The 11,753-nt window shown below is 73.5% G+C and carries 13 protein-coding genes; 8 read left to right on the forward strand and 5 right to left on the reverse strand.

Going from position 1 to position 11,753, the window contains the following annotated elements; genetic code table 11:
• The first annotated feature begins 138 nt into the window (after window positions 1–138).
• The 3 genes from EV284_RS19335 (at window position 139) to EV284_RS19345 (ending at window position 2,895) form a co-directional block, all read left to right on the forward strand.
• Window positions 139–975 carry an undecaprenyl-diphosphate phosphatase gene (locus tag EV284_RS19335; protein WP_130335785.1) on the forward strand — a complete coding sequence of 279 codons (837 nt, stop codon included), beginning with the start codon at window positions 139–141 and terminating at the stop codon, window positions 973–975.
• A gap of 118 nt (window positions 976–1,093) precedes the next feature.
• Entirely contained in the window at window positions 1,094–1,852 is a 759-nt protein-coding gene (locus EV284_RS19340) for a FadR/GntR family transcriptional regulator (protein ID WP_130335787.1), read from the forward strand.
• Between the two features lie 38 nt (window positions 1,853–1,890).
• On the forward strand, window positions 1,891–2,895 hold the full coding sequence (locus tag EV284_RS19345) for an asparaginase (protein WP_207229095.1): 1,005 nt from the start codon (window positions 1,891–1,893) through the stop codon (window positions 2,893–2,895).
• 4 nt (window positions 2,896–2,899) lie between these two features.
• On the opposite strand, the gene EV284_RS19350 is transcribed toward EV284_RS19345, so the two are convergent.
• Complete coding sequence (locus EV284_RS19350; RefSeq protein ID WP_130335789.1) at window positions 2,900–4,084, reverse strand: serine hydrolase; 1,185 nt, start codon at window positions 4,082–4,084, stop codon at window positions 2,900–2,902.
• 291 nt (window positions 4,085–4,375) lie between these two features.
• On the opposite strand from EV284_RS19350, the gene EV284_RS19355 reads away from it, so the two are divergent.
• The 3 genes from EV284_RS19355 to EV284_RS19365 are packed head-to-tail and all read left to right on the forward strand — an operon-like array spanning window position 4,376 to window position 6,907.
• A complete protein-coding gene (locus tag EV284_RS19355; RefSeq protein WP_242625727.1) occupies window positions 4,376–5,266 on the forward strand; it encodes a hypothetical protein in 891 nt (296 codons plus the stop codon).
• A gap of 57 nt (window positions 5,267–5,323) precedes the next feature.
• On the forward strand, window positions 5,324–6,163 hold the full coding sequence (locus EV284_RS19360) for an alpha/beta hydrolase (protein WP_130335791.1): 840 nt from the start codon (window positions 5,324–5,326) through the stop codon (window positions 6,161–6,163).
• Window positions 6,164–6,193: 30 nt separating this feature from the next.
• A complete protein-coding gene (locus tag EV284_RS19365; RefSeq protein WP_130335793.1) occupies window positions 6,194–6,907 on the forward strand; it encodes a class I SAM-dependent methyltransferase in 714 nt (237 codons plus the stop codon).
• A 15-nt stretch (window positions 6,908–6,922) separates the two neighbouring features.
• Here the strand turns inward: EV284_RS19365 and EV284_RS19370 are convergent, their stop codons facing one another.
• From EV284_RS19370 to EV284_RS19380, 3 genes are all read right to left on the reverse strand, one after another.
• Window positions 6,923–7,504, reverse strand: a complete 582-nt coding sequence (locus EV284_RS19370; RefSeq protein ID WP_130335795.1) for a hypothetical protein — start codon at window positions 7,502–7,504, stop codon at window positions 6,923–6,925.
• A gap of 70 nt (window positions 7,505–7,574) precedes the next feature.
• Window positions 7,575–8,342, reverse strand: coding sequence for a ferredoxin reductase (locus EV284_RS19375; RefSeq protein ID WP_130336470.1), 768 nt, complete (start codon window positions 8,340–8,342; stop codon window positions 7,575–7,577).
• 4 nt (window positions 8,343–8,346) lie between these two features.
• A complete protein-coding gene (locus EV284_RS19380; RefSeq protein WP_130335797.1) occupies window positions 8,347–8,952 on the reverse strand; it encodes a sulfite oxidase-like oxidoreductase in 606 nt (201 codons plus the stop codon).
• A 172-nt stretch (window positions 8,953–9,124) separates the two neighbouring features.
• Here EV284_RS19380 and EV284_RS19385 point away from each other — a divergent pair, with 172 nt between their 5' ends.
• Window positions 9,125–9,895, forward strand: coding sequence for a GNAT family N-acetyltransferase (locus EV284_RS19385; RefSeq protein WP_130335799.1), 771 nt, complete (start codon window positions 9,125–9,127; stop codon window positions 9,893–9,895).
• A 7-nt stretch (window positions 9,896–9,902) separates the two neighbouring features.
• On the opposite strand, the gene EV284_RS19390 is transcribed toward EV284_RS19385, so the two are convergent.
• Window positions 9,903–10,331, reverse strand: coding sequence for a MarR family winged helix-turn-helix transcriptional regulator (locus tag EV284_RS19390; RefSeq protein WP_130335801.1), 429 nt, complete (start codon window positions 10,329–10,331; stop codon window positions 9,903–9,905).
• A gap of 144 nt (window positions 10,332–10,475) precedes the next feature.
• Here EV284_RS19390 and EV284_RS19395 point away from each other — a divergent pair, with 144 nt between their 5' ends.
• Complete coding sequence (locus EV284_RS19395; protein WP_130335803.1) at window positions 10,476–11,552, forward strand: hypothetical protein; 1,077 nt, start codon at window positions 10,476–10,478, stop codon at window positions 11,550–11,552.
• Window positions 11,553–11,753 lie beyond the last annotated feature (201 nt).

The raw sequence follows: 11,753 nt of genomic DNA on the forward strand, positions 1-11,753 counted from the left end.
GTTCCGTCCCACACCCCGGGTGCCTCTACGCTGCCGTACGCGCGGGCGGCCCTCCGGAGCGGTCCGCGCCGGTGCCGTACGGGCGCGCCAAGACGTGTCCGCACCGCCGTCGGACCCCTCTCCCCAGAACTGGAATCCATGAGTGCCATCTCTGTCGGTCAGGCCGTCGTCCTCGGAGTAGTGGAGGGGGTGACCGAGTTCCTCCCGGTGTCCTCCACCGGTCACCTGAAGATCGCCGAGGGACTCATGCACATCCCCGTGGACGACAAGTCCGTGGTCGGGTTCTCCGCGGTGATCCAGGTCGGTGCCATCGCGGCCGTGCTCCTGTACTTCTTCAAGGACATCAAGCGGATCGTCAGCGCCTGGTTCCGGGGCCTGTTCAACTCCGAGGAGCGCTACCACCACGACTACAAGTTCGGCTGGTGGGTGATCGCGGCCACCATCCCGATCGTCGTCGTCGGACTGGCGGCCAAGCCGCTGATCGACGGTCCGCTCGCCTCCCTCTGGGTGGTCGCCGGCTCGCTGATCGTGGGCTCCGGCGTCATGTGGGCGGCCGACCAGATGGGCCGCCACAAGCGCGGTGAGGACGACACCTCGTTCAAGGACGCGATGCTGGTCGGCTCCTCGCAGATCCTCGCGCTGCTCTTCCCCGGCTTCTCCCGCTCCGGCGCCACCATGTCGACGGGGCTCATCCTCGACCTCGACCGGGTCGCCGCCACGCGCCTCTCCTTCTTCCTCGGCATCCCGGCCCTCACCGGCGCCGGTGTCTACGAGCTGAAGGACGCCCTGGGCGCCGGCGTCGGCGCCGCCCCGCTGGCGGTCGGCACCGTCGTCTCCTTCGTCGTGGCCTACGCCTCCATCGCCTGGCTGCTGAAGTTCGTCGCCAAGCACTCGTTCAACGCCTTCGTGATCTACCGGATCGTCGTCGGCGTGGCGCTCATCGGCCTGCTGGCCACCGGCACGCTCGCCAACTGAGGCGAGCGCGCCACCGCACGGGGTGCGGACGTCCCGAGGAGCCGGGCGTCCGCACCCCGTGCGCGTTCCGGATCGTCACGCCTTGACAGGTTCTGGCCTCAGACCGCACGATCGCTCGGTGAACCTGTCAGACAGCCAGACAGGTGGCCCGGCCCCCCGACGCGTCAGCGCACTGGAAGCGGTCCTCGGCCACCTCCGCGGCGCCATCGAGCGCGGCGAGTACGCGATCGGGGACAAGCTGCCCTCCGAGGCGGAGCTGTGCCGTGCCCTGGAGGTGTCCCGGCCCGTGGTCCGCGAGGCCCTGCGCGCCCTGCACACCATGGGGCTCACGGTCTCCCGCACCGGCAGGGGCACGTTCGTCGTCGCCGACGCCGTGCAGGACCCCACCTTCGGCGACTACACGGCCGGCGACCTGCTGGAGGTCCGCCGGCACGTCGAGGTGCCGGTCGCCGGATACGCCGCGCGGCGCCGCACGCCGGAGGACCTGGACCGGCTGACCCTGCTCCTGGACCGCATGGAGCGGGAGACGGACACCGCCGCCTGGGTCGCCATGGACACCCTCTTCCACCTCGCCGTCGCGGAGGCCGCCCACAACCCGGTCTTCCGCAAGGTCATCGAGGAGATCCGCGACGCCCTCGCCCGCCAGTCGGCCTTCCTCACGGAACTGGGGGGCCGCCGCGAGCACTCCGACCGCGAGCACCGCGCACTCGTCGACGCGCTCGCCGCCGGCTCCGAACCCGATGCCGTCGCCGCGATGACCCACCATCTCGACCGGGTCGCCACGACCCTCACCCGAATCGTCCGCCCCGCGGGCACCGCCACACCCCCGGCGCTGCCCGTACCGGGCGGCCCCGAGACCCCCGGAGCCGACGCGTGACCCCTGTCCAGGCCATCCCCGACCCCGTGACCCCGGCAGTGACGCGGGCGGCCTCCCTCCTGAGCGCCCCCGCCCTGCGCGAACCGGGCCACGTCCCCGTCGTCCACCTGGTGCGCGGCGGTGTGATCGAGGGCGTCCACCACGGCTCGGTCGTCGTTCTCGGCGCCGACGGCGAGGTGCGGTTCCGGCTCGGCGACACCGAGGCCGCCTTCTACCCGCGCTCGGCTCTCAAGCCCCTCCAGGCCGTCGCCATGCTGCGCGCGGGCCTGCCCCTCGACGGCGACCTGCTCTCCCTGGCCGCCGCCAGCCACTCCGGCGAGGAGCGCCACCTCGACGGCACCCGGCGCATCCTGGACCTCGCCGGACTCGCCGAGTCCGAGCTGCGCAACACCCCCGACATGCCGTTCGACCCCGTCGTCCGCGACAGCTGGGTCAGCGAGGGCCGGGGCCCGTCCCGGCTCGCGCAGAACTGCTCCGGCAAGCACGCCGCGATGCTGTGGACCGCCAAGCTCAACGGCTGGTCCCTGGACGACTACCTCGACCCGGCCCACCCGCTCCAGCTGGCCGTCGCCGAGACGGTCGAGGACCTCACCGGCCAGCGGATCGCGCACGTCACCGTCGACGGCTGCGGCGCGCCCCTCTTCGCCGTCTCCCTGCACGGACTCGCCCGCGCCCTGGCCCGCATCACGACCGCCGCCCCCGGCACGCCCGAGGCCCGCGTGGCGGACGCGATGCGCGAGCACGCGGAGATGGCCTCCGGTGTCCGCCGGGACGTGGCCGCCCTGATGCGGACCGTGCCCGGCCTGCTCGCCAAGGACGGCTTCGAGGGCGTTCAGGTGGCCGCGCTGCCCGACGGCCGCGCCGTCGCCGTGAAGATCGCGGACGGCGCCGACCGGGCCCGCGTCCCTGTCGCCGCGGCCGCCCTCGCCCACGCCGGGGTCGACCCGGCCCTCCTCACGGCGTTCGCGGGCGCACCCCTGCTGGGCGGGGGACGGCCGGTGGGAGCGGTGCGCACGGTGCCGGCGCTGGACCTCGCCTCCTGACCGGTCAGGCTCTGGTGTCGCCCCCGGTGCCCTTCCCGCTCTTGGCGCGCAGGGCCAGGGTGACACCGGCCGCGCCGAGGGTGACGATGCCGGCGATGGTCGCGGTCCGCGTCCAGTCGGTGTCGTCGTCCGGTGCCGGTGAGACGGCGGCCGCGACGGGGATCGCGGAGTGCGTGGGCTCCGGGGCGGCGCGCAGACCGTCCAGCGAGCCCACCGGGTCCACCCGTCCGGCGGCGGCGAAGCCCCAGTCCAGCAGCTGGCGGGCCTCCTCGTACACGGCGAGTCCGCCGCCCTCCTGAGGGTTCATCACCGTGACCACCAGCGTGCGGCCGCCCCGGCGGGCGGCGGCGACCAGGGTGTTGCCCGCGTTGCTGGTGTAGCCGTTCTTGATCCCGATGATGCCGGGATACGGGGTGACGCCGTCCTCGCCGCTCAGCAGCCGGTTGGTGTTCTCGATGGCGAACGGCCAGCCGTCACCGGGGAACTGAGCCTGCGCGGTGGAGCAGTACCGGGCGAAGTCGGGGTTGTGCAGCCCGGCCCGGCCGAACACCGCCAGGTCGAACGCCGAGGACACCTGGCCCGGGGCGTCGTAGCCGTCGGGGGAGATCACATGGGTGTCCATGGCGCCCAGCGTGCGGGCCTTGGTCTGCATCTTGGCGACCGTGGCGTCCACGCCGCCGTCCAGGGCCGCCAGTACGTGCACGGCGTCATTGCCGGAGCTGAGGAACACCCCGCGCCACAGGTCGGCCACCTGGTAGGTGTGACCCTCCTCCACGCCGACCAGGCTGCTGCCCTCGCCGACGTCCGCCAGTTCCTGGTAACTCACCTTGTGCTGCCGGGTCGCGGGCAGCGTCGGCAGGACGGTCAGGGCGAACAGGGTCTTCAGGGTGCTCGCGGGCGGCAGCCTGCGGTGCGCCCCGTCGGCGGCGAGCACGTCGCCGCTGTCGGCGTCGGCCACCAGCCAGGAGAGCGCCGAGAGCCGCGGTGTCTCGGGGGCGCCGGCGCGCGGGCGCACCTGGACGCCGGAGCCGTAGAGCAGGGACGGCTGCGGGACGGCCGCCCGTGGCGCGGGCGGCGCGGGTTCCCCGCCGCTTCCGGTGGCGGCGGCCGCGGGCGCGAGGGCCAATGCTCCCACCATGCACAGGGAACAGACGGAAACGGTCGCCCGACGTGAGAATCCGGTGCTCATATGATCAACGTAGGAAGGTCGGCCAGGTGCGGCGAGCTGCCCGCGCCGGACGGCTGACCCGAGCAACCCGGATGCCACACTCCGAGGTCATGTGGCGGTGCGCGCTGTGGGGCCGCTGTGGGCGTGCTGTGAACACGCTCCCGCCTGTGCTGACGTGTGACGGAGAGACATGGTGGGGCGCCATATGGGGCGTCGTCCTATGGGTCCCGCCTCCATGGCCGGTGTCCTGATGCCGTAACGATCCGGGTCGAGCGGGATACCTGTGCGCGGACTGTGCCCTATCGTCACGACATGTCCACGCCACCGCAGCAGCCCGCGCAGCCGGCCGACCGGCCGCCGCAGCCCGGACCGCCCGCGCAGCCGCCCTCCGTCCCGGCCCAGCCGACCGCGTACCCCTACCCGCACCCGCAGTCCGCGCCGCCGCTTCCGCAGTCGCCCCCGCCAGGCCCCTTCCAGCCGCCGACGATGCCCGCCGGACCCCAGCCGGGGAACCCCTACACGCAGCCCCCGCCGTACGGACTCCCGCCCGGCCCGCCCACGGCCGGTGGCGGAGGCGGTGCCGCCGGACGAGCGGTGCTCTGGGCCGTCCTCGGAGCGGTCGTGGCCTCCGCCGCCTGGGCTGCCGGTGTCCTCGTGATCGGCGCGGCGGCGGACGAGCCCGACCTGCGCGGCTACACCGCCCCCTCCGACCTCTGCTCCCGCGCGGACTACGGCTCCTTCAAGGACGAATACACCGCGAGCGACTCCACCCCCACCCACAGCTCCTTGGAGGACCGCGCGCTGGACGAGAGCTACTGCAGCGCGAGCCTGAAGAAATCCGGCTCCTCCTACGCCGACGCCTACCTCTCCATCCAGGTCGACCTGCACAAGAAGACCGACCCGGCGCCCGAGTTCACCGCCACCTGGAAGAACTACGAGCGCACGCACACCGGTTACGACGTCGGCGCGGTCGAGGGCATCGGTGACGAGGCCTACCTCGTCACCCAGGACACCACCGGCGGCACCTCCGCCGGCTCCCGCTACGCCACCCTCGCCGTCCGCGACGGCTGGGTCACCTACACGATGAGCTACAGCGCCTACCTCTCCTCGTACGACCCCGACAAGGACCCCGCGAAGATCGACGAGATCTCCGACTGGCTGAAGACGGACACCCGCAGCACGCTGGACCGCTTGAAGGACTGACGCCCCGAGGACTGAAATGACCCGCGCGGGACGGGACGCCGGGGCAGACTTCCCGTCATGCCCACCTACTCCGCGCCCGACGGCACCCGGCTGGCCTATCGTGACCTCGGCGAAGGGGACGCCGCTCCGGTGGTCTGCGTGCCCGGCGGCCCCACCGACTCCCGCTACCTGGGTGACCTCGGGGGCCTGTCCGGGCACCGGCGGCTGGCGGTCCCCGACCTGCGCGGCACCGGCCGGTCCGCGGTCCCCGACGACCCCTCCTCCTACCGCTGCGACCGGCTCGTGGACGACATCGAGGCCCTCCGCGTCCATCTCGGCCTGGACCGGATCGACCTGCTCGGCCACTCCGCCGGGGCCAACATCGCCACGCAGTACGCGGCCCGCCACCCGCACCGGCTCCGCCGCCTCGCCCTGATCGGGCCCGGTACCCGCGCGGTCGGCCTGGACATCACGGGCGAGACGCGGCGCCAGGTCGCCCGGCTCCGCGAGGATGAACCCTGGTTCCCGGCGGCCTTCGCCGCGCTCGAGGCCATCACCGAGGGCACCGGCACGGACTGGGACGCCATCAGCCCCTTCTTCTACGGCCGTTGGGATGCCACGGCCCGGCAGCACCACGCGGACAGCCGGCCCGCCAACCCGGAGGCCGTCAAGCGCTTCGGCGAGGAGGGCGCCTTCGACCCGCCCGCCACGCGCGCCGCGCTCGCCGGAGTGACCGTGCCCGTGCTGCTGCTGACCGGCGAGTTCGACCTGAACAGCCCGCCCGACATCACCGCCGGACTCGCGGAACTCCTCCCCGGCGCCCGGCTCGCCGTCCAGCCCGGAGCGGGGCACTACCCCTGGCTCGACGACCCGGACCGGTTCACGGCGGTCGCCGCCGACTTCCTCGGCCGCCCCTGACCCCGCATCCCCACGCCCTACGCTGGACCCATGTTCAGCCCCGAGGGTCCCACCGTGCGTGAACTGGCCGCGCAGGCGCTGTCGTCCGTCGAGCGGGGGTACGACCTGCTCGCGCCCAAGTTCGACCACACACCGTTCCGGACGCCCGCGACGGTGCTGGACGCGGTCGCGAAGGCGCTCGGACCGGCGGGGCCGTTCGAGGACGGGCTCGACCTGTGCTGCGGCACCGGGGCCGGGCTCGCGGTGCTGAGCGGGCTGTGCCGCCGGAGTGTCACCGGCGTGGACTTCAGCGCGGGGATGCTCGACGTGGCCCGGCGCGATCTGGGCGAGGACGTCGCCCTGGTGCGGGCCGACGCTCGCGCGCTGCCCTTCACGGCCGCCTTCGATCTGGTCGTCAGCTTCGGCGCGTTCGGGCACTTCCTGCCCCGCGAACTGCCCGGCCTCTTCGCCCAGGTCCACTCGGCACTGCGGCCGGGCGGACGGTTCGCCTTTCCCGTGGCGGCGCCACCCCGGCCGTCCAGCCCCGCGTACTGGACGCTGCTCGGCTTCGACGCGGTCATGCGGGTGCGCAACGCCGTGTGGCGGCCGCCGTTCGTCATGTACTACCGCGCGTTCCGCCTCGGCGACGTGCGCCGGGAACTGGAGTCGGCCGGGTTCACCGTGGAGCTGCGGCCCCTCGCGGAGTTCGGTCTCCGTGCCGACGGCAGCCCCCGTGCCCGGCTGGTGACGGCGCGGCGCGGGTAGCCGGTACGGCTGCGCTCAGGCGCGCCGTCGCGTCCAGGCCGGGCCGGTGCGCGCCCAGGCCCGCTCCCACTCGGCCAGCCGGTGCCGCAGCGCGACCCGGCGCTCCACCGCGCGGGCCAGGAGCACGATCGCGGCCGTGCCACCCGTGACGGCCAGGCCGACCCCGACCGTGTGCTGCCAGACCGCCACGTCGTTCGGCGGCGGCGCCACCGTCCGGCCCCGGCCGTCGAACCACACGGTGACCGTGTCCCCGGCCCGCGTCCCGGCCGGCACGCCGGCGACAGCGGTACGCGTCGGCCGGCCCGGTTCCGCCCAGCGGACCACGGCCCGGTAGCCGTGACCGCGGTCGCCGTGCACGGTGGGCCTCGACGCGGGACGGCCGGCCACCACGGCCCGCACCGGCTGCCGCTCGGCCCGCTGCTCCTCGGCGTGTGTCCGCGCGCGGTCGTAGGTGAACAGACCGGCCGCCGTCCCCGTAAGCGGTGCGACCACACAGACCAGGACGGCGACGACCGCCACCATCCAGGTCTCCACCACGTCCGATCGCCGCCGCAGCGGATTGTTCCGCCGGCGCGGGCGGCGCGACCGCGTACGCATGTCCACATCCGTCAGATACCCAGCCCGACGCGCCCTCGCGCATCCCGCGCGCCACGAGCTCCCCGGCGGCTCAGCCGAAGCGCTCGATGCGGATACGGTCCACCGGCTGACCGGCCGCCACGAGGAGACGGGAGGCGTGCTCGGCGAAACCGTTGGAACCGCACACATAGGCTTCCCACCCACCCGGCGGCTGCTCGGCCAGGAGGGGCGCCACATGTGCGGCCGACATACGGCCCACCGGCACACCCGCCGGGGCGCTGCGGGTGAACACGGCCGTGGTCTCCGTCCCCAGCTCCCCGGCGTAGATCAGCTCCTCCGGACCGCGCGCCGACACCAGCATCCGCAGCGGCACAGACAGGCCCCGGGCCCGATGGTGCCGGACCATCGACATCAGCGGGACGATCCCGGAACCGGCCCCCAGCAGCAGCGCCGGCCGGTCGCCCGGCCAGGCGAAGAAGCCGCTCAGCGGGCCCCGTACCTCGATCGTGTCACCGGGCCGCGCCACCGTGTGGAACCAGCCCGAGACCTCGCCGTCCGGCACCCGGTCCAGGGTCAGCTCGATATACCCGGAGTCGTCCGGCGCGGAGGCGAGGGAGTAGTGGCGCTGGGCCACATATCCGTCGTCGGCGGTCAGCCGCAGCATCAGATGCTGGCCCGGCAGATGACCCGCCCACCGAGGCACCGCGAGCCGGAAGGTCGACGCGTACGGCGTCTCCCGCCGGACCTCGGCCAGCGTGGCCGTCTGCCACGCGGCCGCCACCTGCTCGCTCACCGCGATACGGCCGGGCACCGCGAAGCGGGCCGGGGGAGCGGAGGGCGTCCCCGGAGTCCCGTCCATCTGCTCAGTCACCTCGGTACCGCTGTTCCTCCCACGGGTTGCCCCGCTCGTGATAGCCGTTGGCCTCCCAGAAGCCCGGCTCGTCATGGTCGAGGAGGGTGAGGCCGGCGATCCACTTCACGCTCTTCCAGAAGTACAGATGCGGCACGATCAGCCGGGCAGGGCCGCCGTGCTCCGGGGCCAGCGGGACACCGGCCTGGTCCCAGGCGATCCAGGCCCGGCCACCGGTGAGATCGGTCAGCGGCAGGTTCGCGGTGTACCCGGTGTGCGAGCGAGCCAGCACATGGGTGGCGGACACATGTGGCCCCACCACAGCGAGGAACGCGTCCAGCGAGACCCCACCGAAGCGCACACCGAACTTGGACCAGCCGGTCACACAGTGGATGTCACCCTCGTACGCCGAGCCGGGCAGGGCGTGCGCCTCGTCCCAGTCCCAGGTGTGCGGGCGCTCCACCAGGCCGTCGACGCGGAAGGACCAGTGGGCGGGCGCGAGGTCGGGGGTGACCTCGGCGGACAGGACGGGCCAGTCGTCGCCCGCGTCGTACTGCCCGGGAGGCAGTCCGGGACGGGAGACGCGCCGACGGCCCGTGAAGCCTCGGGTGACGTTCATGGCTCAACGGTACGCCCCCGCCACGGGCGTCCCGCCCCTGGTCAGTGCCCCGCCAAGCGACCTCGGCCACACTCCGGACACCCTCGGGAATAGCCGTCCCGCCGCCGTACTTGGGGACAAGTGCCGACGCGCCGCCGCGCCGGCGCAGGGCGAGCGAAACGAGGACCTCAGGATGCCCGAGGCGTACGTCTCCACGCGGTACGACGGCCGCGAGGCCGGCACCCCGGCCGGTGCGGCCCCCGGCCCCGACGGGACGGCGGTCCCGCACCCCCTCGACAACGCCGCCCGCGCCTCCCTCACCGGCCCGCACGCCCACTTCGCCGAGCGGCACGGCCGGGTGCTCCGGTACCCGGTCGAGGTCTCGCCCTGGCTGGCCCTGCCCGACGAGCCCGGGCCCGCCGACTGGGCCGAGATCGCCGCGCTCGCCGGACCCGGCGGCGAGGTGCCCCTGCTCGGTCACCGGGGCGCCGCCCCGCAGGGCTGGGAGATCACCTTCGACGTGGCCGGCGTGCAGATGGCGGACGACGGCGTGGCCGGCGCCCCGGACCCGGAGGCGGTGCCGCTCGGCCCGGCCGACGTGCCCGAGATGCTGGACCTCGTCGCCCGCACCCAGCCCGGCCCGTTCATGCCGCGCACCGTCGAGATGGGCACCTACCTCGGCATCCGGCGCGACGGCGCGCTGATCGCCATGGCGGGGGAGCGCCTGCACCCGCCCGGCTGGACCGAGATCAGCGCGGTCTGCACCGACCCCGCCTTCCGGGGCGAGGGCCTGGCCACCCGGCTGATCCTCGCGGTGGCGCACGGCATCCGCGAGCGGGGCGAGCGCCCGTTCCTGCACACCGGCGCGGGCAACACCGGCGCCATCCGCCTCTACGAGTCCCTGGGCTTCCGGCACCGGCTGGACACCCGGTTCTTCGGGTTGCGCGTCCCCCTCGGGTCGTGACGGCGGCCTACCCGGCGGACCCCGCGTTGTACCGCTCCAGGTAGGCCGCGAAGCGGACCAGGTCGTCCTCCGGCCAGTCGGCGAGCCGTTCCCGGAAGGCGGCCCGGCGGCTCCGCGTCACCTGGGCCAGGATCTCCTCGCCCGCCTCCGTGAGATGGAGCACCTGAACGCGGGCGTCCTCCGGGGCGAGCCGCCGCTCGATCAGGCCGGCCCGCTCCAGCGCGCCGACCTGGCGGCTCACCGTCGACTTGTCCAGCGCGTAGTGCGAGGCCAGGTCGGTCGCCCGGCAGCCCCCGCGCTCCTCCAGATGACCCAGCAGCGTGTACGACACCAGCGACAGCTCGGGATGCATGCGCCCCGCCGAGGCGCGGGCCCGGCGCGCGAACGACGTCATCTCCCGCTGGATCGTCTCGACGGCCGCGTCCGCCGCCGTCATGAGATCACCTTCGCCATGAGAACCCCTTCACGGAACTCCGCCGACCTGTTCTCCGGTCCGTTCCCCGACTTGTTCGAACGATTCTGGTTGTATAGTACAACTTGAACGTGAGTTGTATAAGACAACCATTGGAGGTTCCGGTCGATGAAGTCACCGGCACTGCGTCATGTGCTCACGCACCTGATCACCCCGCTGCTGATGTGCATAGGTATGGGGCTCGCCTATATGGGTGCCTTCGTCACCCCGGAGCCCCACCACATGCCGGTGGCCGTGGTCGGCGCCGGACCCGAGGCGAAGGTCTTCGCACAGACGGTGAAGGACACCGCGGGCGACAAGCTCGACGTCCGTACCGTCTCCTCCCGCGCCGACGCCGTCGCGCTGGTCGAGCACCGGGATGTCACTGGCGCCTATGTGCCCGGCGCACATGAGCCCGAGCTGATCGTGGCGAGCGCCGCGTCCGACATGGGCGCCACCGCCGTGGAGAAGGTCTTCACCCCGGTCGCCGCACAGCAGGGCCATCCGCTGAAGGTCACCGACATCGCCGAGCCGGTGTCCGACGACCCCACCGGCCAGGGCCTGTTCTTCCTGCTGATCGCCGTCAGTATCGGCTCCTACGCCTCCGTCGCCGCCATCGGCGCGGCCGGTGCCGCGCTCGCGGTGCGGGTACGGGCGCTCGTCGCGGTCGGCACGGCCGCCGTGGTGGGTGGTGTCGGCGCCCTGCTCGCCGGGCCGGTCTTCCACCTGGCCCACCACGACCTGGGCACCCTGTGGGCCATGGCGTGGCTGTACTCGGCGGGCATCCTCCTCATCGGCGTCGGCCTGCACACCTTCCTCAAGCGCTGGACCACGCTGGCCATGATGGTGCTGTTCGTGATGCTGAACTTCACCAGTTCCGGCGGGTTGTTCCGGCCCGAGCTGCAGAACGGCTTCTTCGGCACCCTGCACGCCTTCTGGAACGGCGCCGGGTTCGTCGAGGGCATCCGCTCGCTGCTGTACTTCGGCGACGACGGCATCGCCCGCAACGTGTGGACGCTGGTGGTGTGGCTGGTCGTCGGCATCGCCGTCACCGGGATCGCCGCTCTCTGGGAGCGCCCCGGCCGCAGGACCGTCGCGGAGGCGCCGGCCGCGCGGGAGACCCCCGCTGCCGAGGCCGAACGGGAGGCCGAGCGCGAGGCCGCGCGAGAGGCGGAGGAGGAGACCGAGGAGAGCGTGGCCGTCTGAGCCACGACGCGGGAACGGCTACCGGCCGCGCCAGGGACCCGGCCCCGCCCGGAGACCCGGCACGGTATGGTGGCCGTCCGGTCACGTCGAGTGCGCGGCCGGTGCGACCGAGGAGGTGAGACCCATCAACGCTGTGTCAGCCAGGGCGCTCTCTTCTCGCGCCCGTGCCGTGTGACGGTACGGACAACGCGACGGTGACCG

The organism is Streptomyces sp. BK022 (assembly GCF_004217355.1).
Classification (GTDB): domain Bacteria; phylum Actinomycetota; class Actinomycetes; order Streptomycetales; family Streptomycetaceae; genus Streptomyces; species Streptomyces griseoluteus.